23 protein-coding genes and 1 pseudogene are annotated in these 24978 nt (G+C 76.0%); 14 read left to right on the top strand and 10 right to left on the bottom strand.

Annotated elements, in window-relative coordinates; genetic code table 11:
• Nucleotides 1-5 precede the first annotated feature (5 nt).
• The 4 genes from O7600_RS04630 (at nt 6) to O7600_RS04615 (ending at nt 2997) form a co-directional block, all read left to right on the top strand.
• Nucleotides 6-428 (top strand): thioesterase family protein, encoded by a 423-nt coding sequence (locus O7600_RS04630; RefSeq protein ID WP_281592450.1) that lies wholly within the window; start codon nt 6-8, stop codon nt 426-428.
• 152 nt (nt 429-580) lie between these two features.
• Complete coding sequence (locus O7600_RS04625) at nt 581-868, top strand: DUF1905 domain-containing protein (RefSeq protein WP_099160846.1); 288 nt, start codon at nt 581-583, stop codon at nt 866-868.
• A complete protein-coding gene (locus O7600_RS04620) occupies nt 865-1638 on the top strand; it encodes an NAD-dependent protein deacylase (protein ID WP_281592449.1) in 774 nt (257 codons plus the stop codon). The genes O7600_RS04625 and O7600_RS04620 overlap by 4 nt, the downstream gene beginning before the upstream one ends.
• Before the next feature lie 150 nt (nt 1639-1788).
• Complete coding sequence (locus O7600_RS04615; protein ID WP_281592448.1) at nt 1789-2997, top strand: low temperature requirement protein A; 1209 nt, start codon at nt 1789-1791, stop codon at nt 2995-2997.
• Between the two features lie 3 nt (nt 2998-3000).
• Here O7600_RS04615 and O7600_RS04610 read toward each other — a convergent pair whose 3' ends face one another.
• A complete protein-coding gene (locus O7600_RS04610; protein WP_091574291.1) occupies nt 3001-3546 on the bottom strand; it encodes a hypothetical protein in 546 nt (181 codons plus the stop codon).
• Between the two features lie 72 nt (nt 3547-3618).
• Here O7600_RS04610 and O7600_RS04605 point away from each other — a divergent pair, with 72 nt between their 5' ends.
• Both O7600_RS04605 and O7600_RS04600 read left to right on the top strand, forming a co-directional pair.
• Entirely contained in the window at nt 3619-4206 is a 588-nt protein-coding gene (locus O7600_RS04605; protein ID WP_281592447.1) for a TetR family transcriptional regulator C-terminal domain-containing protein, read from the top strand.
• A 52-nt stretch (nt 4207-4258) separates the two neighbouring features.
• Nucleotides 4259-5188 carry a YegS/Rv2252/BmrU family lipid kinase gene (locus tag O7600_RS04600; RefSeq protein ID WP_281592446.1) on the top strand — a complete coding sequence of 310 codons (930 nt, stop codon included), beginning with the start codon at nt 4259-4261 and terminating at the stop codon, nt 5186-5188.
• 4 nt (nt 5189-5192) lie between these two features.
• Here the strand turns inward: O7600_RS04600 and O7600_RS04595 are convergent, their stop codons facing one another.
• A complete protein-coding gene (locus tag O7600_RS04595; protein ID WP_091574294.1) occupies nt 5193-5453 on the bottom strand; it encodes a hypothetical protein in 261 nt (86 codons plus the stop codon).
• A gap of 10 nt (nt 5454-5463) precedes the next feature.
• Entirely contained in the window at nt 5464-5862 is a 399-nt protein-coding gene (locus tag O7600_RS04590; RefSeq protein ID WP_281592445.1) for a DUF2267 domain-containing protein, read from the bottom strand.
• 204 nt (nt 5863-6066) lie between these two features.
• Between O7600_RS04590 and O7600_RS04585 the strand changes: the two genes are divergently transcribed.
• The 4 genes from O7600_RS04585 (at nt 6067) to O7600_RS04570 (ending at nt 9611) form a co-directional block, all read left to right on the top strand.
• Nucleotides 6067-6819, top strand: coding sequence for a dienelactone hydrolase family protein (locus O7600_RS04585; RefSeq protein ID WP_281592444.1), 753 nt, complete (start codon nt 6067-6069; stop codon nt 6817-6819).
• A 5-nt stretch (nt 6820-6824) separates the two neighbouring features.
• Complete coding sequence (locus O7600_RS04580) at nt 6825-7469, top strand: maleylpyruvate isomerase family mycothiol-dependent enzyme (protein WP_281592443.1); 645 nt, start codon at nt 6825-6827, stop codon at nt 7467-7469.
• Nucleotides 7470-7526: 57 nt separating this feature from the next.
• Entirely contained in the window at nt 7527-8816 is a 1290-nt protein-coding gene (locus O7600_RS04575) for an FUSC family protein (RefSeq protein WP_281592442.1), read from the top strand.
• A gap of 81 nt (nt 8817-8897) precedes the next feature.
• Nucleotides 8898-9611 carry an RraA family protein gene (locus O7600_RS04570; protein WP_281592441.1) on the top strand — a complete coding sequence of 238 codons (714 nt, stop codon included), beginning with the start codon at nt 8898-8900 and terminating at the stop codon, nt 9609-9611.
• Nucleotides 9612-9617: 6 nt separating this feature from the next.
• Here O7600_RS04570 and O7600_RS04565 read toward each other — a convergent pair whose 3' ends face one another.
• The 7 genes from O7600_RS04565 to O7600_RS04535 all read right to left on the bottom strand — a co-directional run bounded on the left by O7600_RS04565 (nt 9618) and on the right by O7600_RS04535 (nt 18827).
• Nucleotides 9618-10244: a response regulator transcription factor gene (locus O7600_RS04565; RefSeq protein WP_098744727.1), complete on the bottom strand. Its 627-nt coding sequence runs from the start codon at nt 10242-10244 to the stop codon at nt 9618-9620.
• Complete coding sequence (locus tag O7600_RS04560) at nt 10241-11467, bottom strand: histidine kinase (RefSeq protein ID WP_281592440.1); 1227 nt, start codon at nt 11465-11467, stop codon at nt 10241-10243. The genes O7600_RS04565 and O7600_RS04560 overlap by 4 nt, the downstream gene beginning before the upstream one ends.
• A 9-nt stretch (nt 11468-11476) precedes the next feature.
• Nucleotides 11477-11929 carry an ABA4-like family protein gene (locus O7600_RS04555; RefSeq protein ID WP_281592439.1) on the bottom strand — a complete coding sequence of 151 codons (453 nt, stop codon included), beginning with the start codon at nt 11927-11929 and terminating at the stop codon, nt 11477-11479.
• Nucleotides 11926-12858, bottom strand: coding sequence for a hypothetical protein (locus O7600_RS04550; RefSeq protein WP_281592438.1), 933 nt, complete (start codon nt 12856-12858; stop codon nt 11926-11928). Before O7600_RS04550 ends, O7600_RS04555 begins: the two co-directional genes overlap by 4 nt.
• Nucleotides 12859-12959: 101 nt before the next feature.
• Nucleotides 12960-14147, bottom strand: coding sequence for a DNA polymerase IV (gene dinB / locus O7600_RS04545; protein WP_281592437.1), 1188 nt, complete (start codon nt 14145-14147; stop codon nt 12960-12962).
• A 90-nt stretch (nt 14148-14237) separates the two neighbouring features.
• The gene (locus O7600_RS04540; protein WP_281592436.1) at nt 14238-17423 is read right to left on the bottom strand and encodes a penicillin acylase family protein; all 3186 of its coding nucleotides are present in this window, start codon (nt 17421-17423) and stop codon (nt 14238-14240) included.
• Between the two features lie 270 nt (nt 17424-17693).
• The gene (locus O7600_RS04535) at nt 17694-18827 is read right to left on the bottom strand and encodes an N-acetylmuramoyl-L-alanine amidase (protein WP_281592435.1); all 1134 of its coding nucleotides are present in this window, start codon (nt 18825-18827) and stop codon (nt 17694-17696) included.
• Nucleotides 18828-19308: 481 nt separating this feature from the next.
• On the opposite strand from O7600_RS04535, the gene O7600_RS04530 reads away from it, so the two are divergent.
• From O7600_RS04530 to O7600_RS04515, 4 genes and pseudogenes are all read left to right on the top strand, one after another.
• Complete coding sequence (locus tag O7600_RS04530) at nt 19309-21093, top strand: hypothetical protein (RefSeq protein WP_281592434.1); 1785 nt, start codon at nt 19309-19311, stop codon at nt 21091-21093.
• A gap of 228 nt (nt 21094-21321) precedes the next feature.
• Complete coding sequence (locus O7600_RS04525) at nt 21322-22983, top strand: serine/threonine protein kinase (protein WP_281592433.1); 1662 nt, start codon at nt 21322-21324, stop codon at nt 22981-22983.
• A 53-nt stretch (nt 22984-23036) separates the two neighbouring features.
• Nucleotides 23037-23972, top strand: a complete 936-nt coding sequence (locus tag O7600_RS04520; protein ID WP_281592432.1) for a hypothetical protein — start codon at nt 23037-23039, stop codon at nt 23970-23972.
• Nucleotides 23973-24026: 54 nt separating this feature from the next.
• Nucleotides 24027-24767, top strand: a pseudogene (locus tag O7600_RS04515) (hypothetical protein); the annotation flags it as partial.
• Nucleotides 24768-24978: the final 211 nt, after the last annotated feature.

Below are 24978 nucleotides of genomic sequence, written 5' to 3'. Positions count from 1 at the left end.
CGACCATGGCAGATCCGTTCCGGGTCCGCGTCACCGTGCGCGGCTACGAACTCGACACCCAGGGGCACCTCAACCAGGCGGTCTACCTGCAATACGCCGAGCACGCCCGCTGGGAGTGCCTGCGCGCCGCCGGCATCGCCCAGGACCGGCTGATCGCCGGCGGCGTCGGGCCGGTCGCCCTGGAGGTCACCGTGCGCTTCGGCCGGGAGCTGCGCGGCGGCGACGAGGTCGACGTGACCTGCGAGTTCCGCTGGGGCGACGGGAAGACGTTCCAGATCGTGCAGGACTTCACCCGCCCCGACGGGACGCCGGTCGCCTCGGTGACCGGGGTCGGCGGGCTGCTCGACCTGACCGCCCGGCGGCTGGTGCCCGACCCGCGCGAGCGGTTCCGGGCGCTGGCCACCGACCCGACCCCGATGGGTCTGTAGCCGCTCGGCTGTTGAGCGGCGAGCCCGGGTGGACGTCGGCATCGGGGTGGGCGCATGGAGCGGGGTCGCCGTCCTCCCGCTGTTGGCCTGGGTGACGCTGGCCGGCCTGCGGCTGCTCCGGTTCCGTCGGGGTCGGCCCCTATCCTGACCGGATGGAGCTGGCGTTCAGCGGAGAGGTCTGGTTCTGGCGCGGCCCGGCGCCCTACCACTTCGTCACCGTGCCCGACGAGCAGAGCGCGGCCATCGAGGCCGCCTCGGCGTCGGTCACCTACGGCTGGGGGATGATCCCGGTGGCCGTCCGGATCGGGGACACCGACTGGCGGACCTCGCTGTGGCCGAAGGACGGGCGGTACGTGGTGCCGCTGCGGGTCGCGGCGCGCCGGGCCGAGGGCATCGAGGTGGGCGACCGGGTGGACGTGCGGTTGACGGTGGACGTGTGACCGGCGAGGGGCTGGCGGAGGCGGCCCGGCTGCTGGCCGCCGCGACCCGTCCGGTGGTCTTCACCGGTGCCGGCATGTCCGCGGAGAGCGGCGTGCCGACGTTCCGCGACGCGCAGACCGGCCTCTGGCAGCGGTACGACCCGGCGGAGCTGGCCACACCGGCCGCGTTCCGCGCCGACCCGGCCCTGGTCTGGGGCTGGTACGAGGGCCGGCGGCACGGGGTGCGCCGGGCCGGGCCGAACGCCGGCCACCGGGCGGTGGCCGCGATCCAGGCCCGGCTGCCGGAGACCGTGGTGATCACGCAGAACGTCGACGACCTGCACGAGCGCGGTGGCGCCACCGCCCCGGTCCGCCTGCACGGCAGCCTGTTCGCACCCCGCTGCTCCGCCTGCGACCACCCCGCGACGCCGCCCGACGACGCCCCGGAACCGCCGGCCGGGCGGCTGGAGCCGCCCGCCTGTGCCCGCTGCGCCGCCCCGGTCCGTCCGGGCGTGGTGTGGTTCGGTGAGGCGTTGCCGGAGGCGGCCCTGGCCGCGGCGGTCGAGGCGGCCTCCCGGTGCGACCTGCTGCTCACCGTGGGCACCTCGGCGCTGGTCCACCCCGCCGCCGAGATCCCGCTGGTGGCGGCCCGCCTCGGCGCCCCGGTGGTGCAGGTGAACCCGGTCGAGACGCCACTGGACGCGGTCTGCGCGGTCAACCTGCGCGGGCCGGCGGGCCAGGTGCTGCCCGCGCTGGTCCGCGCCGCCTGGCCGGACGTCGTCGGGCGCTGAACGGTCCGCGTCGCCCGGATCGGGGCACCCGGGCACGGCGACCCGATGCCGCGCCGTGTCGGCGCCCGGCGCGATCGGCGGAATCCCGTCGTCGCCCGGGCCGGGCCGCCTACCGTCGGCGGGGACGGCGCGGCGGCGAGGAGGCGGACGGTGGGACCGGACGGGACGCGACGGCGCCCCGGCCGACCGCGTCCGCCCCGGCCGGCGGCGAGCGAGCGGCGGGTCACCCCGTTCGAGATCTTCTTCGACCTGGTCTTCGTCTTCGCGCTCACCCGGATCATGGCGCTGGTCGGGCCGCACCCGGAACCGGCCGGCATGGCGCAGGGGCTGCTCCTGCTCGTGCTGCTCTGGTTGGCCTGGTCGTCGTACACCTGGTTGGGCAACCACACCCGGGCCGACGTCGGCGTGGTGCGCGGCGGCTTCCTGGTCGCGATGGCCGCGCTGTTCCTGGCCGCGTTGGTCATGCCGCAGGCGTGGACGTCCGGCCCGGGTCTGGACGGGCCGCTGCTCGTCGCGCTCGCCTACGTGCTGCTGCGGGCGGTGCACCTGGCGCTGTTCCACTGGGCGGCGGCCGGCGACCCGGCACTGCGGGCGCGGATCCGGTTCTTCGCGTTGTCCAGCGTCGCCGGGTGGGTGCCGCTGCTGCTCGGCGCGCTGCTGGGGGGCGCCGCGCACGCGGCGCTGTGGGTGCTGGGGTTCGTCGTCGAGGTGGCCGGGCAGCGCCTGTCCTACGCCCGCCGGGGCAGTTGGCCGCTGCGCAGCCCGACACACTTCGCCGAGCGGCACGGCCTGGTGCTGATCATCGCGCTGGGGGAGTCGGTGGCCGCCGCCGGGGTGGGCGCCGCCTCGGCGGTGACCGCCCTGCCGGTGCTGGGCGCGGCGCTGGTCGGCTTCGTGATCACCGTTGCCCTCTGGTGGCTCTACTTCCACCGGACCGCGCCGGCGGCGGCCCGCGCACTCGCCGTGGCGCCGGCGGACCGGCGGGACCGGATCGCCGCCGACGCCTACAGCCAGACCCACCTGCTGCTGGTGGCCGGCGTCATCTATCTGGCGCTCGGTGCCGAGCAGGTGCTGGCGCACGTCGCCGGGGCCGAGCACGGGTCGCGGCCGAACCGGTCCGCCGCCGTGGCCCTGTACGGCGGCGCGGCGCTCTATCTGGCCGGGCGGCTGCTCTTCCGCCGCCTCACCGGGCAGGCGGTCGGGCCGGCGCGCCTCGTCGTCACCGTGGCGACCGCGCTCCTGTCACCGCTCGGGGTGGTGCTGCCGCCGGCCGCGGCGCTGCTGGTGCTGGCCGCGCTGCTGGTGACCGCCGTCGGCCTGGACCGGCTCGGCGGCGCGCCCGCCGGCCGCACGGCGTGAGGCTCAGGCGCCGCGCGGCGCCCGCTTGGGGAACACCGTGTACGCCACCGGCCAGAACACCAGCCAGGCGGCCATGGCCAGGGTGAGCCGCCCGGCCCAGGCCCACAGTTCCTCGGTCCGCTCGGCGTCGCCGACCAGCGCGATGCCGCCGAGCAGCACGGCGCAGGCGACCGCCCAGCCGAGCATGCCCTTGCCCCACTCCCGCCACTCGTGCCGGGCCCGGGCCATCCCGTAGCGGGGGGCCCGGCGCGGTGGCGGGCCGCCGGCGAACCGGTGGGCGAAGCGCTCGTCGGCCCAGCGCACCATGCTGTGCCCGAACGCGACCGAGAAGCCGAGGTACGCGGCGGCGAGGCCGTGCGCGAACGTGGCGGTGCCCCCGCGCCGCAGGTCGATCATCGTGGCGGCCAGCAGCACGAGGTCGACGGCGGGCACCGCGAGGAGCAGGGCGGCGCCCAGGCGGGGCCGGCGCAGCGGGTAGCGGGCGACCAGCCCGGCGGCCAGGACCACCCAGAACGCCACCTCACAGGCGACGATCACTCCGACCAGCATGGGCCCTCCCCGTTTTAGTACGCTGTGCGACAACCGTAGCAACCGCCGTCCACCGATCCGCCGGAGGGGCCCGTGCCCAAGATCGTCGACCACCACACCCGCCGGGCCGAACTGGCCGCAGCGATGTGGCGGGTCGTCTACCGCGACGGCGTCGGCGCGGCCACCGTCCGCAGCATCGCCGCCGAGGCCGGCTGGTCGCCCAGCGCCCTGCGGCACTACTTCGCCACCCAGACCGAGCTGCTGGTCTTCGCCATGGAACACGTGATGGCCGAGGCCGCCGGACGGTTCACCGCCGAGACCCGCACCGGCCCGCCCCGGGAGGTCGCCCAGCGGATGCTGGAGGAGCTGCTGCCGCTGGACCGGCAGCGGGTGCGGGAGGCGGAGGTGTGGCTCCTGCTCGCCGCGCGGGCCCAGGTCGACCCCGCCGCCCGGGAGCGGATGACCGAGGCCGACGAGGGCGTACGGCGCGCCGCCGAACTGGCCGTCGCGCTGCTCAGCGGCGTGCAGCCGGCCGACGACGCGGCCACCGCCCGGCTGCACGCCCTGCTCGACGGCCTGACGCTGCACGCGCTGCTGCACCCCGACCGGATGCCGCCGCACCGGATCCGCGACCTGCTCGCCGCGCACCTCGACCAGCTCGCCGCGGGCGCACCGTCCTGAGTCGCCGATCCGGGTCGGTCACCGGCACCGACGGCCGGATAGGGTCGCAACCGTGCGGACCAAGCAGGAGCTGTCCACGGCGATCCGGGAACGACGGCGGGCGGCGCTGGTCGTCAACGCCCACTCCCGCCGGGGCCGCCGGCTCTACGCCGGCGTCCACGCGCGGCTGCGCGCGGCCGGCTTCGAGCTGCTCGGGGCGTACCCCGTGGACCGGCCGGGCGACCTGGACCGGGTGCTCGCCGAGGCGGCCGACCTCGGCCCGGACCTGCTCGTCACCGGCGGCGGCGACGGCACGGTCGGTGCGGCGGCCCGGCTGCTCGCCCACCGCGACATCGCGCTGGGCCTGCTGCCACTGGGCACCACCAACAACTTCGCCCGCACCGTCGGCGTCCCACTCGACCTGGACGCGGCGATCGGCGTGCTCACCGGCGGCAAGGTGATCGACGTCGACCTGGGCCTGATCGGTGACACCCGGTTCACCAACCATGTCGGGATCGGACTGTCGGCCGACATCATGCTGACCGCGCCGCCCCGGCTCAAGCGCGCCGTGGGCCGGCTCGCCTACCCGCTGACCGCGCTCGGGCTGCTGGCCCGGCACCGGCCGCTGCGCGTGACCGTCCGCGCCGAGGGGCGCGACCACACGTTCCGCACCCACCAGGTGTACGTGGCCAACGGCGGGTTCCACGCCGGCCGGCCGATCACCGCCGACGCCACCGCCGACGACCGGCTCCTGGTCGCGTACCCGGTCGGCGGGCCGAGCCGGCGCGGGCTGCTGCGCGAGACGGCGCGCAACGCGGCCGCCGGCCACCGCCGCACGCTCGGCGACGAGCCGTTCCTGGCCGTCCGCCAGCTCTGGCTGGAGACCGACCGGCCGGCCCGGATCGAGGTGGACGGCGAGCCGTACGGGCAGACGCCGGTCCGCATCGGGCTGGACCCGAACGCGCTGCGGCTGATGGCCGCGGCGGACAGCCCGGACCACTGACCGGTCAGGCCCAGCGCTCCTCGTCGGGCAGCGGGATCTCCTGGTTCTGCTCCACGGCGTCGGCCGCGGTGAGGTCGTCGCGCACCGACTCGCCCAGGCCGGCGCGGTCGCTCGGCGGGCGCAGGACGCCCTGCTCGGCCAGGTCCGCCTCGGTCGCCTCGGGCACCGCGTCCCCGACCCGGTCGGGCGGGCCGACCAGCGTCTCGTCCTGCCGCTGTTCCTGCGCGTCGGCCTCGGGCGGGCGGCGCAGCGCGTCCTCGCTCATCGCGCCCCCATCACGCCGTGCGCCGCACGTACGGGGCGCTCTGGTCGGCCACCTCACCGAACTCGGCGGGCAGCTGGGCCACGGCCTGGGCGTAGGCGGCCGGGTCGACGGCGTCGCGCAGCACGTCGAAGACGGCGGTCACGCCGTCGCGGGCCGCGTCCACCTCGACGTCCGCGCGCTCGCTCACCCGCTCCACGAACACGTCCAGCCCGAACCGCTCCGCCGCCTCGCCCGGCCCGAACGCGTACGCCCGCAGCGCCTCCGGGAGCCGGTCGGCCAGGTCGCGGGCCTCCCCGCCGTCGATCCGTTCGGCCAGCGTGGTCAACGTGGCCCGGGTGACCGCGGTGGCCTGCTCCGCGGACGTCCCGCAGCGCTCCGCCACCGCGCCGATGAACTGGTCCTGGTCCATCTCGCCGCCTCCCTCTGCCGGGACAGCGGGATTCCCGCGCTCGGCCGCCGCAAACGGCGGGCGCGCTCAGGCGACCCGGGGCACGGGCAGGATCGGCAGGGCCTCCCGCCGGGCGGTGCCGGTGATCTCACCGGTGCGGAGGTGCCACGCTCCGCGGCCGGGAGTAGCGTGCGTCGCGGAACCCGCAGCGAGGAGGTCCGGCCAGTGCAGCCGACGAACGTGGACGTGCCCACCGCCGACGGGACGGCGGACGCCTACCTGGCCCGACCGGACTCCGGCGGCCCCTTCCCGGGCGTCCTGCTCTTCATGGACGCATTCGGGTTGCGGCCCCGGGTGGCCGAGATGGCCGCCACGATCGCCGCCCGCGGCTACGTCGTGCTGGCGCCCAACCTGTTCCACCGCTCCGGCCGCTCCCCGCTGGTCGACCTCTCCGCCCTCGCCGACGACAGCCGCCGCGGCGAGCTGTTCGAGCGGCTCGGCCCGATGATGGCCGCGCTGACGCCGGACGCCGTGGCCCGGGACACGGGCGCCTACCTCGACTTCCTCGCCGCGCAGCCGGACGTCGCGCCCGGCCCGGCGGCGATCACCGGTTACTGCATGGGCGGCACGAACGCGCTGCGCGCGATCGAGGCCCACCCGGACCGGATCGCCGCGGTGGCCGCCTTCCACGCCGGCCGGGTGGTCACCGACGCCCCGGACAGTCCGCACCTGGGCGTCGGCGCGGTGACCGGTGAGCTGTACTTCGGCCACGCCGACCAGGACGCCTCGATGACCGCCGAGCAGATCGAGACGCTGGAGAAGGCCCTGGACGCGGCCGGCGTCACCTACCGCTCCGAGGTCTACCCGGGCGCCCGGCACGGCTACACCCAGGCGGACACCCCGATGTACGACGCGCGGGCCACCGACCGGCACTGGGCCGCGCTGTTCGACCTGCTCGACCGCACGTTCCGCGGCTGACCGCGGTGACCGGCCACGGTGGCGCCGACCCGCGCCTGCTGCCGATGATCGCCGCCGAGCGACGCCGCACGGCCGACCTGGTCGACGCGCTCACCCCGGCCCAGCTGGACACGCCGAGTCTCTGCGGCGCGTGGACCGTACGCGAGGTCGTCGGGCACCTGGTGTCGCCGCTGGTCGAGAAGCCGTGGCGGCTGGTGCCGGTGCTGGTCGGCGCCGGCTTCCGGCCGCACGTGGCCAACGCCCGGCTGGCCCGGCGGGTGGCGCGTCGGCCGCCCGCCGAACTGGCCGCCGCGTTGCGCGAACACGCCGGGCACCGGTTCCGTCCGCCCGTGGTCGGCTGGCTCGGCCAGCTCACCGACCTCCAGGTGCACGGGCAGGACATCCGCCACCCGCTCGGCCTCCCCGCCGACCTGGACCCGGACCGCCTGCGGGTCTCGCTGGACTTCCTCACCGGCGGCCGGGCGGTCGGCTTCGTCGACCGTCGCCGGGTCGCCGGGCTGCGCTTCGAGGCGACCGACCTCGGCTGGTCGGCGGGGCAGGGACCGGTGGTCCGCGGCACCGGCGCGGCGCTCCTGCTGGCGCTGACCGGCCGGCGGGCGGCGCTGGCCGACCTCACCGGCGACGGGGCGGCCACGCTCGGCGCCCGCTGATCCGCGCCGGCCCGCCCGCGCGACGGTTCGGGGGGCCGGCGGCGGGTAACCGCCGCCATGACCGACCGCCGTGCGGACACCGTGCGCTCGCCCGTGGACCGGGCCGTCGAGCGGAGCGCTCACGCCCTGGCCCGGGCCCGCGCCGAGGGTGGCAGCGCCGGCCGGGTCCGGCTGCGCCAGCTGGAGGTCACCACGGTGATCGCCGTGCAGGCCGGGCTGGCCGCCGCGCTCGCCGCGCTGCTCGCCCAGTGGCTGCTCGGTCCCGGCGCGCACGTCTTCGCGCCGGCCGCCGCGGTCGGCACCATCGCCACCGCCATCGGCCAGCGCGCCCGCCGCACGTTCGAGCTGTTGGTCGGCGTCGGCCTCGGCATCGTGGTCGGCGACCTGCTGCGTTACCTGCTCGGTTCCGGTTCCTGGCAGACCGGCCTGGTCGTCGCCCTGGCCATCGCGACCGCGTTGCTGGTGGCCGGGCGCGGTGGCGCGCTGGTCGGTCAGGCCGGCGGTACGGCCGTGCTGATCGCCACGCTCGCCCCGGTCCAGCCCGGTCTGGAACTACCTCGGATCTTCGACGCCCTGGTCGGCGGTCTGGTCGGCCTGTTCGTGGTGGCGCTGCTGCTGCCGGTCAACCCGATCCGGGTGCTGGACCGGGCCACCGGACCGGTGATCGCCCGGCTGACCGCCCAGCTCGACGCCGTGGCCCGGGCCCTGACCCGGCGGGACGCCGACGCCGCGCAGCGCGCCCTGGAGGACCTGCGCGGGTTGGAACCCGACGTCGGGCGGCTCAACGAGGCGCTCAGCGGGGCCGAGGAGGTGGTCACCATCGCGCCGGTCCGGTGGCACCGCCGGGCCCAGTACCACCGCTACGCCGACGCCGTCGCGCATCTGGAACGGCTGATCCTGTACGCGCGGTCGGTGGCCCGCCGCTCGGCCACCGCCCTGCAGTACGACGAGCCGGTCCCGCCGGCGCTGCCGGACGCCGTGGGCCGTCTCGGCGACGCGGTTCGCGAGCTGCACCGGGCGTGCCGGGTGGGCGCCGACTTCACCGGCACCCGCCGGCTGGTGGAGGAGGGCGCCGAGCTGGCCGGGCGCGCGTGGGGGCAGGGCGTGCGCGCGTTCGGCGAGGCGATGATCAGCGACCTGCGCACGGCCGACAGCGAGCTGTTGCGCGCCACCGGTTGCGGCGCGGAGGAGGCGAACCGGACCGTGCGCCGGGCGGCCGGCGCCGGGGAGGCCGAGGTACGCCCACCGGCGCGGGCGCGGATGCGCCGGACCGTGCGGCGGCCGGGCGTCCCGGGCCGGAGCGTCCTGGCGGGTCGGCCGCCGACCCGGGCCGCCCGCTCCGGGTGACGCCCGTCCCGTCGGGGCGGGCAGGCCACCGGGCGGCGACTGGCACCTGCCGGCGCCGGTCCGGCTGGCTAGCGTCGGGCCATGGACACCGATCACCGTCCCCCGGTCGACCGTCTCACCGGCCTGACCACCGCCCACGTCGCCGACGCGTGTCTGCGGGCGGGGGTGGCCGTGCGCTGCGCACCGGCCGCGCTCCGGCCGGTTCTGCCCGGGCGGCGGCTGGCCGGCCCGGTACGCCCGGCCCGGCACGCCGGCAGCGTCGACGTGTTCCTGGAGGCGATCGACCGGGCGTCGCCGGGGGACGTGTTGGTGGTGGACGACGGCGGGCGCACCGACCGGGCCTGCGTCGGGGACCTGGTGGTGCGGGAGGCGCGGGCCGCCGGCCTCGCCGGCCTGGTGGTCTGGGGGCTGCACCGGGACACCGGCGACCTGGCTGCCGTCGGGCTGCCCGTGTTCAGTCTGGGCGCCGTTCCGACCGGGCCGCTGGAGCTGGACCCGCGACCGGCCGGGGCGCTGGACGCGGCCCGGGTCGGTGCGTGGACGGTGGACGCGGGCGACGTGGTGCTGGCCGACGACGACGGCGTGCTCTTCGTGCCGGCGGACCGCGTCGACGAGCTGGCCGGCCTGGCCGGGGCCATCCGGGACACCGAGCGGCGGCAGGCCGACCGGATCCGGGGCGGTGAGACGCTGCGGACGCAGCTCCGGTTCGACGGCTACCTGAGCGCCCGGGCGGCCGACCCGACGGTGACGTTCCGGGCGCACCTGCGGGCGGTGGGCGGCGCGATCGAGGAGTGAGCCGGCTCAGCCGCCGCGCGCCCACAGCGCGAGGCGTACCCGGTTGGGGCTGCCGGTCTTCGTCATCAGGCTGGTGATGTGGGTCTTCACCGTGGTCACGCCGATGTGCAGCCGGTCGGCGATCTCGGTGTTGGACAGCCCCTCGGCGACCAGGTCCAGCACGTCCCGCTCCCGGCCGGTCAGGTCGGCCGCGTGCCGGGGCGCGCCGGCCCGGGCGTGCACCGCGCGCCGGACCAGTCGCCGCAGCACCTCGGGGCTGAACGGGCTGTCTCCGGCGGCGGCCCGGCGGACCCCGTCGAGCAGGTCGGCCGGGGGCGCGTCCTTGAGCAGGAAGCCGCAGGCGCCGGCGGTCAGCGCCGGATAGAGGTGGTCGTCGTCACCGAACGTGGTGAGCACCATTATCCGGGTGGCCGGCCGGTCGGCCAGGATCCGGCTGGTCGCGGTGATCCCGTCGACGCCGGGCATCCGCAGGTCCATCACCACCACGTCCGGTCGCAGCCGGGCGGCGAGGGTGACCGCCTCCCGGCCGTTGTCGGCCTCGCCGACCACCTCGAGGTCGGGCTGGGCGTCGCAGAGCATCCGCAGGCCGGCCCGGATGAGGTGCTGGTCGTCGACCAGCAGCACCCGGATCACGCCGGCTCCGGCGTGACCGGACGCGGCCGGGGCGCCGCGCCGGGCGTCCGGTCCGGCGCGGCCGGCGGCAGCACCGTGCGGACCCGCCAGCCCTCGCCGGTCGGCCCGGCCTCCAGCCGCCCGCCCAGCACCTCGACCCGCTCCCGCATGCCGACGATGCCGTGGCCGCCGCCGGCCGGCACCACGGCCGACGCCGCGCCGCGCCCGTCGTCGGAGACCGCCCAGTGCACCGCCCCGTCGACCACGGTGACGGTGAACCGCGCCCGGGCCGCCGCGCCCGCGTGTTTGGCCACGTTGGTCAACGCCTCCTGGGTCAGTCGCAGCACCGCCTGGCCCCGGACCGCGTCCAGGGTGCCGACGGCCGGGTCCACGTCGGCCTCCACGGTGACGCCGGCCTGACGGGCCCGGTCCACCGCCGCGCCGAGCGCGGCGGGCAGCGCGGCCGGCTCGATCGCGGTCAGTGCCGCGTCGCCGCGTACGCCGTCGGGGTCACGGAGCACCGCCACCAGCCGCCGCAGGTCGGTCAGGGCCGCCGTGCCGGTGCGGTGCACGTCGTCGAAGACCTCGCCCACCCGGGGGTCGAGGTCGGTCAGCACGTGCCGGGCCACGCCGACCCGCAGCACCATCGACGCGACGTGGTGGGCGAGCACGTCGTGCAGTTCCCGGGCGATGGCGGCACGTTCGTCGGCGCGCGCGGCGCGGCTCTCCGACTCGTGTCGGCGCTGCTCCGCCGCGGCCCGCTCCTCGGCCTGCCGCGCCAGCTCCCGGGTGGTCCGCACGACCAGGCCGAGCAGCAGCGGCAGGCCGACGGTGACGGCGAGCCCGAACAGGCCGGTGAGTGCCTGCCGCAGCGGGTCGCCGACCAGGTCGGTCAGGTCGACGGCGACCAGCAGGCCGGCGGCGAGTCCGACGGTGCGCAGCCGGCGCGCCCGCATGGTCAGCTCCAGCAGCGCCCAGCTCGCCCCGACCTGGTTGATCATCACGTCGTCGACCAGTTGGAACGCCGCGACCAGCAGGGCCGCCTGGAGCAGCAGGTTCAGCAGCGGCCGACGGTGGCACAGCAGCGCCACCGTGAACGCCGCGAGCGCGAGCAGCCACTGCATCGCGGTCGGCCCGGGCCGGCCGTGCGCGCCGACGACCAGGTAGCCGACGCCGCTGAGATCCAGCAGCAGCATCCGCGCGAGCGTGTCCCGCGCGTCGAACAGCCGACCGACCCAGCCCACGACGCCAGCCTAGGCAACAGGTGCGGCCGGGGCCACCACGCCCACCGGCGGTCGCCACCGGGCGCGCAGTCCGAGGTGGACGGCCAGGCCGAGCGGGCCCAGCAGGATGGTCAGCAGCAGCACCGGCGCGAGCGCGAGCGCCGGCACGCCGCGCTCGCGGGCGTCCTGCCAGATCCACCGCCCCACGAACAGGTCGAAGCCGATCATGTGGGCCCAGGCCGCCGCCGCTCCGTCGGCGGTGCCGAGCAGGGCCCGCAGACCGTCCAGCGTGGGTGCGGTGACCACCGGCAGCACCGCGCCGAGCGCCGGCAGTACCAGGACCGCGTAGACCAGCAGGACCGGCGCCACGATCAGCGGCGAGCCGACGATCCGCGCGGTCCACGACCACCGGGGCGCCAGGATCATCAGCGCCCAGAACGGCGCGGCGAGGGCGAAGGTCAGGCCGAACAGCGTGGCGCTCATCCGACCAGCACCACCCCGGCGCGGCGGGACCGGCGGCCCAGGACCGCCCCGGCCGCCGTCGCGGTGGCGAGCGCCAGCACCGCCGCCGCGGTCAGGGTGAGCGCGTCCGGGCGCAGCAGCGGCTGCCCGCGCAACGCCTGCCCGGTGAGCAGCAGCGTGACCCCGGCGTACGCGACGCCGCCGACGAGCACCAGCCGCGCCCGGGTCGCCTCGTCCAGCCGCGCGCCGAGGAACCGGTCCAGCACGATCGCCAGCAGGGGCAGCGCCTGCAACGCGTGCAGCCCGACGAAGTGACCGACGCGCAGGTCGCCGCCGGTGGTGCTCCAGCCGACCAGGGGCAGCCCGGGGCCGCCGTCGGGCACGCCGACGCTGTGCGCGCCGGTGATCCCGGCCGGCGCCCCGGTCGGGCGCTGCGCCACCATCGGGAACGCCACGAGCATGCCGAGCAGGGACACGCCGAGGCCGAGGCGGACGGCGTACCCGCCGGCCCGGTGCGGCGTGGGTCGGCGCAGCAGCACCACCGCGAGCACCACCTGGGCCAGGAACAGCACCATGATCGCCGCGCCCATGACGTCGAACAGCGCCGTGTTCAGCGGCGTCGTGCCGTTGAAGTGACTGGTCGTGCCGCGCAGCACCTGGCCGACGATGACCACCATCTCCAGCACCGACATGGCCACGATCACCGTGGCCGCCCGCTCGGCCAGGCGGCTGCGTCGCGGCAGCAGCGAGAGCATCCAGGCGAGGGTGAGGCTGTAGACAACGAACGAGATCGCGAACTTCAGCGGCTTGAGCCAGGCGGGCGCGCCGGTGAGCACCCGGGGATCGACCACCAGGCCGACCGCGGCGACGACGGTGAGCACCGCCATCGCGGACACGAAGAGCAGGAGGGGGCGGTGCCATCGGACCGCCCGGTTCACCACGGTAGTCATGCCGGTAGATGCTGGTGGCCGGCGACGCCGGTCGCGCCCGACCGGCGGTCGAGGTCGCGACCGCGGGTCCGACCCGCGCCTCCTACCGGGGTAGGAGACGCTCAGTCGGGCAACCGGGGCATCTCGACGCCGGGGTCGCGGCCGAGCAGCACCCCGCGGGTCAGCGCCCGGGAGCCGAAGCGGTCCCGGACGGCGTCGACCGCGGCGTCCAGGGCGGGCCCCGGCTCGGCGGTGAACGGCAGCGTGAGCTGCGTGTGCCCGCCGTCCAGGTTGCCCACCGAGACGCCGAGCAGGGTGACGCCCCGTAGCTCGATCAGCGGCAGCGCGGCCCGCAGCAACGCGCGGGCGGCGGCCCGCAGCGGCGCGGTCTGCGCGGTCGGCTTGTCCAGGGTGTGCGAGCGGGTGGCCCGGGTGTAGTCGGCGAAGCGCAGCCGCAGCGTCACCGTGCGGCCGGTGCGCCGGGCGTCGCGCATCCGCCCGGTCACCCGGTCGACCAGGCCGGCCAGCACGGCGTCGAGCTCGGCGGGGGAGTGCGGCTGGCGGCCCAGCGCGTGCTGCGCGCCCATCGAGGAGCGGCGGCGGCCCACCTGCACCGCGCGCGGGTCGCGGTTGTGCGCGAGGGCGTGCAGGTGCCGGCCGGCGCTCCCGCCGAGCAGCGACACCAGCGCCGGCTCGTCGAGCCGGGCCACCTGCCCGACGGTGTGCAGGCCGCGCTCGCGCAGCCGGGCGGCGGTGACCGGGCCGACGCCCCACAGCCGCTCGACCGGCAGCGGGTGCAGGAAGGCCAGCTCCCGCCCCGGCTCGACGACCAGCAGACCGTCCGGCTTGGCCACGCCGCTGGCCACCTTGGCCAGGAACTTCGTGCGGGCCACCCCGACCGTGATCGGCAGGCCGACCTCCCGGCGGACCCGGGCGCGCAGCGCGGCGGCGATGTCGGCCGGCGGGCCGGCCAGGCGCCGCAGGCCGCCCACGTCGAGGAACGCCTCGTCGATGCTGAGGCCCTCGACCAGCGGGGTGGTGTCGCGGAAGATCTCGAACACCGCCCGGCTGGCCGTCGTGTACGCGGCCATTCGGGGTGGGACCACGACCGCGTCCGGGCAGAGCCGCCGCGCCTGCCGGCCACCCATGGCGCTGCGTACGCCCCGGGCCTTCGCCTCGTAGCTGCAGGCGAGCACCACCCCGCCGCCGACGATCACCGGCCGGCCGCGCAGCGCGGGGTCGTCGCGCTGCTCGACCGAGGCGTAGAACGCGTCCAGGTCGGCGTGCAGGATGGTGGCCTCGCTCGACACCCGCCCATCTTCGCACACCTGTTCGACCGATGGTGGCTGACCTGCCCGGACAGCGGCCGGCCGGCGGGGGAACCCCGCCGGCCGGCGGGGTCACCGCCCGTAGACCTCGAACTCGTAGAGCGAGAATCCGTACGAGGTGGCCCGCTTGACCCCGTACACCCGCACGTAGCGGGCGCTGACCGGGGCGAAGGTGGCGTTGTCGACGCCGCCGTTGCCGGTGGTGGTGGCGAACACCGGCGTCCAGGAGCTGCCGTCGCCGGAGACCTCGATCCGGTACGAGGTGGCGTAGGCGGCCTCCCAACGCAGCACCGCCCGGCTGACGGTGCGGGCCGACCCGAGGTCCACCCGCAGCCACTGGTTGTCGTTGTAGCTGCTGGCCCACCGGCTGCTCAGGCTGCCGTCGACCGCCTTGGCCGGGGTGTAGCTGGTCAGGAACTGGGTGCTCGACGCGCTGGCCGGACGGCCCTGGGCCAGGTTGGCGACGTCGTCGCCCCGGCGCGCCGGGAACGAGACGACCTGCTGGTAGGTGGGACGGTTCTGCCAGGCGATCACCGGGTGGGTGATGCCGCCGAGGCCGGACTGGGCGATCGAGTCGGCGCACCACTGGTCGCCGGCGCCGCAGGACTTGTCGCCGGGATAGACCGTGGTGGCCGGCACCGAGGCGGCCTGGCCCAGCGTGTCGAGCAGTGCCTGCCGGCACGCGCCGAGGTTGCCGTTGCCGCAGTACGCGCGGCCCAGCCCGCCGGCCACCGGGTCGCCGAGCACGGCGCGCACGTCCTTGTCGACGTAGCCCCACCAGCCGTACTGGAACGACGAGCCCTTGTGTGCCTGGCCCTGCAGGCCCCAGCTCGCCGCGCCGTCGCGCCCGCCGTTCTGGCCGCCCGAGGGCGCCTCGTTCACCTCGATGGCGTCGACCAGCGCCGCGTACAGGTCGGGCCCGAGGCCGGGACGGAACTCGGCCGAGGCGAGCAGCGGCCACCAGGCGTCGAAGATCCGGATCGCCTCGGCGTGCTGGTAGACCTTCGAGCCGGGGGAGGTCTCCACCCGGCGGGCGCCGGCCTGCTGCCAGGCCCGCAGCTTGCCCACCGCGTCGGCCAACGCCGGGTCGGTGACCGGCGTGCTGTCGAGTACCCGCAGCAGGTCGCCGAGGACCTGCTGGCCGCGCAGGTCGGTCACCGCCGCGTCCGCCATGATCTTGACGACGTCGGCGCGGCCGAGCTTGCGCTGGGCGATCGCGGCGCGCACCGGGCCGTCGAGCAGCTGACCCCGGTGCACCGAGCCGAAGCTGAAGTTGCCGTCGGCCGCGCCGAAGTCCCGCGCCTGCTTGTTGTTCCAGCTGACGTAGTAGTCCTGGTTGACCGACTGGGGGTGGGCCGACGCCGGGGTGTACGTGGCGTCGTTGGTGTCCGGGTTCCAGCCGGCCCACTCGTACGCCGGCTCCGCCTTCGCCGGCAGGTTCGGGTCGGTGACCGACGACCGGACCGGGTTCGCGCCGGAGTTGTAGTACGCCGCCTCGGTGGAGTTGACGTAGAACCAGTTGAACGCGTAGCCGACGCTCGCCGCGGACGCCTGGAACGCCGCCGCGCTGCCCATCGCCGTCGGGTCGTTGAACGCCTGGAAGCCGATCGCGGAGTCGGCCTCGTGCCGGTAGGTGGAGCGCAGCTTGGTGAAGGCGGTCGGCTGCCCGTTCACCAGCCCCCGGTAGGCCACCAGTCCGTACTTCGTGCGCAGCGCGCGCAGCGTGTACGAGCCGGCCGGGGTGGAGTCGGCCAGCGTGGGCGACCAGGAGTTGCGCTGCTCCAGCGCCTCCATGGCGAGGCACTGCCCGTGGTAGAGGTAGCGGTTGGACCGCAGCGTCGGGGCGGTGCCGTCGGTGGTGCACAGCGGCACCGCGTACGTGTCGGTGAGGTCCTGGGAGGCGGAGGTGGCGCTCCACGCGTAGTCCTGGCCGCGGCCGAGCAGCACGTAGAGGTTGAGCCCGGCGAACGCGGCGCCGCGCGCGCTGATGCCGGGGCCCTGCAACTCCTGGAGCATGAGCAGTTGCGGCGCGAAGTAGCCGGTCTGCGGGCCGAACACGGCGACCGGGCTGCCGGTGGTGGTGTGCCGACCGGAGACCACGACCGCGTTGGACATGCCGTGCGCGCGCAGGTTGGCCAGGCCGCCGAGCAGGTCCTTGGTGGCGGTGCTGGCGCCGGTGCGCGCGGCGGCCCCGCCGGTGGCGTCGTAGGCGAGCGGCTCGCCGACCACCGTGCCGGCGTCGGGGAGCACCGCGCTGGTCGCGCCGGGTGGCGTCGCGCCGTACGGGAAGCTCTGCCCGTCGTGCAGGGTGAGCACGGTCTCCGGGTCGTTCTGCGACCGGAACGCCGCCCACACCTTGTCGCCCTCGGTGGCGCCGTACTTGGCCCGGGCGGCCACCCGGACCAGCGCGGACTGGATCTCGCTGCCACCGCCGCCGCCGAACAGTCCGCCGATCACGCCGGCGGTGGCGATCAGGTCGGTCATGGTGAAGTGCTTCGGCTTGCCGGCGCCGGCGAGCACGTACTCACCCGGGTAGTTGTCGTCGGCGATCGACTTGTCGATGTAGGCGTTGATGCCGGCGATGTAGTCGACCACGTCGGTGTAGAGCTGCTGGCCCCGGGTGCCCTTGGTGCGCAGCGCGTCCACCTGGGCCTGCAGGTCCGCCTCGGTGTAGGGCGAGTTGGCCCAGACGCTCTGCTCCAGCTCCCGGTTGCCGGGGGCGCCGCCGGCGAACGAGGTGACGTTGCCGCGACCGACGTGCCGCAGCAGGTCCATCACCCACAGCCGGTCCTGGGCCCCGGCGTAGCCGGCGCCGAACATGGTGCCGGCGCGGGTGGTGCCGGTGATGTGCGGGACGCCGGTGGCCCTGTCCCGCACGATGGTGACGTCCGCGCGCGGTGAGACGGTGCTCTCGACCTGCGCGGCCGGTACGCCGAACGAGGCGTCGTTGTAGAAGTGGGCGATCTGCTCGTCGGTCAGCCCGGCGTAGTTGTAGACCAGGTTCGCGTACTCGTCGAGCTGGTCGCTGGAGTGCGCCGGGCGGGTGCCGAGCGCCTGGTGCGCCAGGATGGCGACCAGCGTGGCGTTGCCGTTCTGCCCGGGGGGCAGGATGTCGGCGCACTGGCCGAGGCAGTAGTCGTTGGGGGCGAACGTGCTGGCGGCCAGCGCCGGTGACGGCGGGGTGACGGTCAGGACGCTCGCGGTCAGGGCGGCGGCGGTGAACGCCGCGAGGCGGGCACGGAGAGCGGGACGGGGCATGGCGATCCTCCGGGGACGCGGAGTCGGGCCGTACGGTGCGCCCGGCTTCCGGTGCCGACGTCTCGCCCTCCGCGCCCGGGCGTTCCACCCGGAGGTGAGAATGACTCATATCTATCTCCGGGCAATGATCGGCGGAGGACCGCCGCCCGGGATACCCGTCGTTCACCACCCGCCAATGCCGACGTTTCGCCCGTCGGCTGTCCACACGGGACACGACGGTGGGGGATGGCGCCGTTGCCACCCCCCACCGCTCTCCCCGCCGGTGCGCCGTCAGTGCTTGTGGAACGACTGGCGCACCACACCCCCCACCAGGGCGCACCAGGTGGTGGTGCTGAGCTTGCCGGTGGGCGGCAGCCCGTGCAGGCGCTGCAGGTCCTTGACCGCGGTGCGGGTCGTGTGGTCGTACTCGCCGGTCGGGAGGACCTCCGCGTAGCCCTTGGAGTTCAGCATGAACTGCGCCGCGGTCACCGGGACGCCGCTGTCGCGCTGGTCCAGCTCCGGCGCGAGCGTCTCCCAGGTCGGCGCGGTGAGCGTGGCGTCGACGTCGACCGGGATGCCGTTGCGCGCCTGCCAGTCCTGCACCGCCGCCACGGTGGCGGCGTCGAACACGCCGGTCACCGGCACGGCGTAGCCCCGGAACGTGAGCAGGTACTGCGCGACCTGGACCACCGGGCCGCCGACGAAACGCCAGATGTCCGGCCAGCGTCGTGCCGGCTCGTCGCCCAGGCGGGTGCCGAGCTTGCGGAAGACCTGGCGGCGCAGCGCGGGGAACTCGCGGTAGAACATCGCGCCCGGGCACTGGGTGGCGCGGAAGTCCCAGTGGCCGAAGATGTCGTGCGCGTGCAGGCCGTACTGCCGGCAGATCGCGGTGCACAGCCGCACCAGCCCGGCGATCAGCTCCTCGGGCGGCGTCTCGGTGACGTAGGTGCCCTCGTTCTCGATGCCGATGGCCCGGCCGTTCTCACCCGGGCAGTGCGCGGCGATCATCTGCCGGTCGCCGGCCTGGAGCCGCTCCAGGCTGCCGTGCCGTCCCTCCAGGACGTGGCCGCCCCGGCTCACCGTGAAGTGCTGCCCGGTGTCGGACCAGCCGTTGCCGTCCATGTGCAGGTCCTGGCAGTCGCGGGCGAGCTGCTTGGCGTGTTCCTCGGAGTAGTCGGTGACGTTCGGGAACGCCATGTGGTGCACGATGATCTTGTTGGTCGGGATGGCGCTGACCGACAGCGGGTCCGCCGGCGGTCGGGCCGCCCACTCGTCGCAGCTGATGATCCAGTCGAGGTCCGCGCCCGGCGCGGCCTGCGCGGCGTTCGGGAGCGCGAGCTCGGTCCCGACGACCGCGACCGCGGCGGCGCCGAGGCCGGCCCGCAGCAGCGTACGGCGGTCCAACTCGGGGTGGTCGAAGTGCATGGCATCTCCTCGATGGCCCGGCCGGACCGGGCGATGTAAAGGAACTCCAAATGCTGCGCGCGAGTTGGAGAATATTGCCACGGACGGGCGGCGCGCCAGAGGACAAATGCCACCCCGCCGGTCGGCTCCTACCGCCGCAGTAGGCGATGTCACGTCCGCTGACCGGGACGGACCATGTCGCGCACCGGCCCGGCGTGGCAGCCCGCCCACCCAGCCTGACCGGAGCCCTCGTGCTCGTCGCCGTGCTCGCGGTCGCCGGCGCGTTCGGCTGGTGGCGCCGCCGCCACGACGGTCGGCTGCGGGCTGTCCGCGAACGCCCGCCGGCCGCACCGGGTCGGCCGCCGCCGGCGACCCGCCCCACCGGGTCACCCTCGCCGCCCTCGGGGTACGCCCCGCCCGAACACCGGCACGATCGCCGGATGCCGGCCCGGCCCGGGCCGCCCGTACGCTGGCCCGGCCGGCACGGGGACGGGGGAGCGACATGGGTGGTCGGGCGCGACTGGATCGACGCAGCGTGCTCGCCGCCGCCGGCGGGCTGGCGCTCGCCGGCATCGGCGTACCGGTCGGGCTGGCCGCCACCGCGGACCGGCCGCCGGCGTCGCGCGGACGGCGGCCGATCAGCATGGCGATGCACCTGCACGCCTCGTTCAGCGAGGGCATCGCCAGCTACGCCGCCCACCTCGACCAGGCCCGCCGCAACGCCGTCGACGTGCTCTGGTGGACCGACCACGACTTCCGTGTGGCCGCCCACGACCACCGCCGGGTCGTCCACTTCGACGGCCCGCAGGAGCTGGAGGGCGGGCTGGCCTGGACCTGGACGGCCGCCACCGAGGGGCGGCTCACCGGGTCGGCCGCCGAGTTCGTGGCCGCGCCGGACGCCGCCGACGGTCCCGGCCGCGCGCTGCGCCTCAGCGCCGCCGGCACGGGCACCCACTGGTACGCCGGCAAGGCCTGGAACTGGACCCACACCGGGAACATCTCCGACACCACACTGCACCTCGACGTGCGGCCCGAGGCAGCCGGGCCGGACGCCACGCTGACCGTCGAGATCGCGTTGTCCCACCACCCGGCCGGTCCGGGACGGCCCGCCGGCCAACTGGTGCTGCGCTACCGGCTGGGCGCGACGGACACGGTCCGGCACACCGCTGACGGCCGGCACGGCACCGTCGACCTGCCCGCGCCCGTCGGCGTCTGGCGGCGGCACACGCTGGACCTGCTCGCGGACGCGCGGCGGCTCTGGCCCGACCTGGTGGCCGGCGACAACTCGCTGCGCGGGCTGCGCCTCGGCGTGGCGGTGACCGGCGGCGCGCGCGGCGCGTACCTGGTCGACCAGCTGGTCTTCGACCGGGCCCGCCGCGCGGGGCAGGCCGGCGAGGAGTTGCGCGCCGAGGTGCTGGCCGGCTACGCCGACGCCTACCCGGGCGTGACCCACCACCGGGCCTACGAGGTGTCGATGGTCCGGCACCTCAACTGGTTCGGCGGCGACGGCACGCTGCCCCGCTTCCCGTCCCCGCCCTACCGCGACGACGACGTCGCGGCGACCGAGCGGATGGTGGAGTTCCTGCACGGCCACGGCGGCGTGGTCTGCTGGAACCACCCGCTGGACGTGGAACGCCCTGACTCCCTGGCCCGGCTGCTGGTGACCAGGAACGCGCTCGGCGTCGACCTGATCGAGATCGGACGGGCCCCGGTCGCTGACTACCTCTGGGCGTACGACGTGGCGGCCCGCAACGCGATCCCGCTGACCGCCGTTGGCGTCACCGACGACCACAACGGCACCGACTGGCGGAACGGCCGGGACCGGTACGTCACCTCCGTCTGGGCGCCCTCGACCGACCGGGAGGACCTCGTCGCCGCGCTGCGCGCCGGGCAGGCGTGGTTCGCCGACCTCGCCGTCTACCGGGGCGCCCTGGACCTGGAACTCGGCGGGCGCAGCGCCATGGGCGCGCTGCCGACGGTCACCGAGGACACCGTGACGGTGCGGCTGCGGGCCACCGACCTGCCGGCCGGGTCCACCCTGGAGGTGGTCACCGGCGACGTCGACCGGGCCGGCGCGGCGGACCCGACCCCCGCGATCCGGACCGGTCAGGTGCCGTGGCGGGAGCTGCGACAGGGCTGGCACGACCTGCCGGTGCGGGTGGGCGCCGGGGCGTACGTGCGCACCCAGGTCCGGGACCGCGACGGCGCGATCGTCGGGGCGAGCAACCCGGTCTGGCTGCTCCGCGAGCCTCCACCCGGAGGCGTCCCCCCGGCCCGCCGCTTCTGACCCCCCGCGCGGCCGGCTGAGGGTTGCGCGGGTCTGCTGCAGTGGCGGTGTGTCCGTTACCGACCATCCGCCGCCCGGCCCCGGACCGGCGGGACACCTCCGGTCCGGGGCCGCCGTCCGGCGTACGGAAGCGTCCGTTGCGCCGATGGCCGGCGGCGCCGGCGCGACCAGAATGACCAGCGAGGCTGCAACCGGCAGCCGTCCCTGGAACGCGGTGGGGTTCGTCGCATGAGCGGCTGGCAGCTGTCCGGCTACACGCCGGTTCGTACGCTCGGCTCCGGGGCGTCGGGCAGTGTCGTGCTCGCCACCCACGACGACACCGGCACCCCGGTCGCGATCAAGTATCTGGTCCGCGACCTCGGGGCAGACTCCTCGTTCCGCACCGCCTTCCGCGACGAGGCCCGGTTGCTCGGCGAGATCGACGACCGGCACGTCAGCCGGCTCTACGAGTACGTCGAGTCACCGCACGGCGCGGCCATCGTGATGGAGCTGGTCGACGGTGTCTCGCTGCGGCAGATGCTGCGCGCGCACGGCCCGACCACCCCCGAGGCGGCGCTCTGCGTGTTGAAGGGCTCGCTCGCCGGGCTCGCCGCCGCGCACGCGCACGGGGTCGTGCACCGTGACTACAAGCCGGAGAACGTGCTGGTCACCGGTGCCGGGTCGAGCAAGCTCGCCGACTTCGGCATCGCCATGCCGATCGGCCGGGGCTCGGACACCACCGTCTCCGGCACGCCCCGCTACATGGCCCCCGAGCAGTGGACCGGCGCCCCGGCCAGCCCCGCCTGCGACATCTACGCCGCCACCGCCACGTTCTTCGAGTGCCTCACCGGGCGGCCCCCGTACCAGGGCCCGGATCTGCTCTCCCTGCGCGAGCAGCACGCCACCGCGCCGATCCCCACCGACCCGGCGCCCGCCCCGGTGCACGAGCTGCTGCGGCACGGGATGGCCAAGAGCCCCGACGACCGGCCGCAACCGGCCCAGGTCTTCCTGGAACTGCTCGACCGGGTGGCCGGCGCCGGGTACGGGCCCGAGTGGGAGGAACGCGGGTTGCGCGAGCTGGCCCGCCGGGCCGCGCTGCTCGCCGCGCTGTGGCCGTTCCCCGACCGGGCGGAGGGCGCGACCGCGGTGGCCAGCACCGCGCTCGGCGCCTCGACCGGCCGGGGCGACGGCCTGTTCCGGCGGGGACGCAAGCGCACCATGCTGGCGGCCAGCGCCGTGGTCGCCGCCGTGCTGGCCGGCGGCGCCGGCTACAGCTACGCCGCCCGCGAGAGCCCGGCCGCCGTCGAGGCTCCCGCCGGCCCGACGCCCGCCGGTCCCACCCCGACCGACCCGCCCACACCCGACCCGACGGCCGTCACGCCCCCGGACGTCACCCCGACCGCGTCGCCGCCGGCGACGCCGTCCGTCCTGCCCACCCCGCCGGCCGGCACGCCGTCCGCCACGCCGGACGGAACCCGGGCGCCGACCCGCCCGCCGGTCCGCACCAGCGCACCGCCCCCCGCCCCGTCGCGCAGCACCACGCCGCCGCCCCCGCCGGACGTCACCGCGCCGGTCCTCGGCGGCGTCAGCGCCGACCCGGGTCAGCTCGAACCGAGGGGCTGCCCGTTCGGGATCCAGAGCAGCACCGTCTCCGTCTCCGTCACCGACGACCGCAGCGGTCCGGCTGCCCTGAAGGTCACGTTCCGCTACACCCTGGAGGGCGCCACCGGAACGGTCCGGATGGCCGCCGCCGGGCGCGGCGTGTTCACCGGCACGCTCGGTCCGTTCGCGGCGCCGAAACAGAGCAGCCGCATCCCGGTCCAGGTCACCGCCGTCGACGCCGCCGGCAACGCGACCACCTCGGCGAAATCGGTGTACGTGACGCTCTACAACTACTGCACCCCCGGCTAGGAGTACGACGTGCCCGTTGCCCAGCACCGCAGTCCGGACCGGGGACGGCCGGCGTGACGCGGCCGGAGGAGCCCACCGAGGCGCTGCCCACCCGCGCCCTGCCCGCCGACCCGGCCCGCGACGCGCAGGCCGCCGCGCCCACCGTCCACCTCGTCCCGCCCCGACCACCGGCCGACGCGGACGCCACCGCACCCCTGACCCTGGACCCCGCGGGCGCGGCGGAGCCGACCGTGCGGCTCGGGGGCCAGGGAGCGACGCCGCCCGCCGACGCCGATCCGACGGTGTACCTCGCCGGTCGGGGAGCGACGCCGCCCGCCGACAGCGATGCGACCGTGCACCTCGCCCCGCCGCAGCAGGTCACCGGGCCGCCGACCGTCGCGTACCGGCCGACGTCCACCGGGCCGGCCGCCCCGACGGCGGGGGCGACCGCCGGGGCGTACCGGTATCCGACCGCGCCGGCGGTGAGCGGCGTGCCCGCGCCGGCGTCCGGCGGCGAGCTGCGGTTCGGCCCGGGCGTGCCGGCGACCCCGCCACCGCCGCCGGCCTGGCCGGTCGCGCCGCCGATCCGGCCGCCGCGGCCGCTCTGGCGTCGCGTCGTCTCGGTGCTGTCCACCCTGCTGACCGCCGCGCTGCTGGTGACGGTCGGTCTCTACCTGTGGCAGCGACTGCGGCCGTTGGAGGTCGAGCAGGTCGCGGTGGCGGTGCCCCGGCCGCCCGGCGTCGCGTGCGACGTGACCGTCGACGTGGTGGCCACGGTCCGCACCAACGGGCGCGCCGGCACGATCCGCTACCAGTGGTTCCGCTCCGACGCGCCGCCCGGCGCGCTGCTCAGCGAGCGGGTCGGCAGCGGGCAGCGGACCGCCACGCTCACTCTCAGGTGGACGTTCAGCGGGGTCGGCGCGACCACCGGGACGGCCACCGTGAACATCATCGAGCCCGCGCCGGTGCAGGCCGGCACGCGGGTCAGCTACCGCTGCCCCGGCGGCTGACCGCGTTTCCGCGCGCGTGGGCCCGGGTAGGCCATCCGGAACGATCCTGACCACATGCGTGGAGGCCCTTCGATGAGAGACAACTTCGGCGACGCGGTGGGCGACGCGTTCCGTTCGGTGATGCTGTTCCTGCCCAAGGCGGTCGCGTTCGTCGCCATCCTGGTCGTCGGCTGGCTGATCGCCAAGGCCGTGCTCAAGCTGGTGGACAAGGTCCTCGAGCGGGTGCACTTCGACCGGGCGGTCGAGCGCGGCGGCATCAAGACCGCGCTGGCCCGCTCGAAGTACGACGCCAGCGACATCGTCGCCAAGCTGGCCTACTACGGCGTGCTGCTGGTCACGCTGCAGCTCGCGTTCGGCATCTGGGGTCCCAACCCGATCTCCGACCTGATCGCCGGCGTCGTCGCCTGGCTGCCCCGGGCGTTCGTCGCCATCGTCATCGTGGTGGTGGCCGCGGCCATCGCCCGCGCGGTGAAGGACATCATCTCCAGCGCGCTCGGCGGTCTCTCCTACGGCCGGGTGCTGGCCAACCTCGCCTCGGTGTTCATCCTGGGCCTGGGCGTGATCGCCGCGCTCAACCAGATCGGCGTCGCCACCGCGGTGACCACCCCGGTGCTGATCGCGGTGCTCGCCACCGTCGGCGGCATCCTGGTCGTCGGCGTCGGCGGCGGGCTGGTCCGGCCGATGCAGAGCCGCTGGGAGACCTGGCTGACCCGGGCCGAGGAGGAGTCCCGGACCATCGCCACCCACGCCCGCGCCTACCAGGCCGGTCGACGTGACGTGGCGGCCCGTCTGGCCACGTCGGACCCGCACGGCGAGGCGGAGCTGACCCAGCCGGTGGCCCGCGACACCGAGGCCGACCGCACCCAGCCGGTGTCGGGGTACGCGGGTTCCGAGCCGACCCAGCCGGTGCCGGCCCGGACCGGCGCGGAGGCCAGCCCGACGGCGTCCACGGACGTCACCCAGGCGATCCCGGCGTTCTCCGACTCCGAGCGCACCCAGCCGACCG

The sequence above is a fragment of the Micromonospora sp. WMMA1998 genome (genome assembly GCF_027497375.1).
Lineage (GTDB): Bacteria > Actinomycetota > Actinomycetes > Mycobacteriales > Micromonosporaceae > Micromonospora > Micromonospora sediminicola.
Note: the sequence above shows the minus strand (reverse complement) of the source record. Positions and strands in the feature narration are given on the sequence as shown.

Excerpts from the sequence above, each read along its gene's own strand:
- O7600_RS04590 (WP_281592445.1), bottom strand. The coding sequence starts at position 5,862 with ATGGACCAGGACCAGTTCATCGGCGCGGTGGCGGAGCGCTGCGGGACG.
- O7600_RS04535 (WP_281592435.1), bottom strand. The coding sequence starts at position 18,827 with ATGCACTTCGACCACCCCGAGTTGGACCGCCGTACGCTGCTGCGGGCC.
- O7600_RS04630 (WP_281592450.1), top strand. The coding sequence starts at position 6 with ATGGCAGATCCGTTCCGGGTCCGCGTCACCGTGCGCGGCTACGAACTC.
- O7600_RS04625 (WP_099160846.1), top strand. The coding sequence starts at position 581 with ATGGAGCTGGCGTTCAGCGGAGAGGTCTGGTTCTGGCGCGGCCCGGCG.
- O7600_RS04555 (WP_281592439.1), bottom strand. The coding sequence starts at position 11,929 with ATGAGCGCCACGCTGTTCGGCCTGACCTTCGCCCTCGCCGCGCCGTTC.
- O7600_RS04610 (WP_091574291.1), bottom strand. The coding sequence starts at position 3,546 with ATGCTGGTCGGAGTGATCGTCGCCTGTGAGGTGGCGTTCTGGGTGGTC.
- O7600_RS04595 (WP_091574294.1), bottom strand. The coding sequence starts at position 5,453 with ATGAGCGAGGACGCGCTGCGCCGCCCGCCCGAGGCCGACGCGCAGGAA.
- O7600_RS04570 (WP_281592441.1), top strand. The coding sequence starts at position 8,898 with ATGGACACCGATCACCGTCCCCCGGTCGACCGTCTCACCGGCCTGACC.
- O7600_RS04530 (WP_281592434.1), top strand. The coding sequence starts at position 19,309 with ATGGGTGGTCGGGCGCGACTGGATCGACGCAGCGTGCTCGCCGCCGCC.
- O7600_RS04575 (WP_281592442.1), top strand. The coding sequence starts at position 7,527 with ATGACCGACCGCCGTGCGGACACCGTGCGCTCGCCCGTGGACCGGGCC.
- O7600_RS04550 (WP_281592438.1), bottom strand. The coding sequence starts at position 12,858 with ATGACTACCGTGGTGAACCGGGCGGTCCGATGGCACCGCCCCCTCCTG.
- O7600_RS04540 (WP_281592436.1), bottom strand. The coding sequence starts at position 17,423 with ATGCCCCGTCCCGCTCTCCGTGCCCGCCTCGCGGCGTTCACCGCCGCC.
- O7600_RS04525 (WP_281592433.1), top strand. The coding sequence starts at position 21,322 with ATGAGCGGCTGGCAGCTGTCCGGCTACACGCCGGTTCGTACGCTCGGC.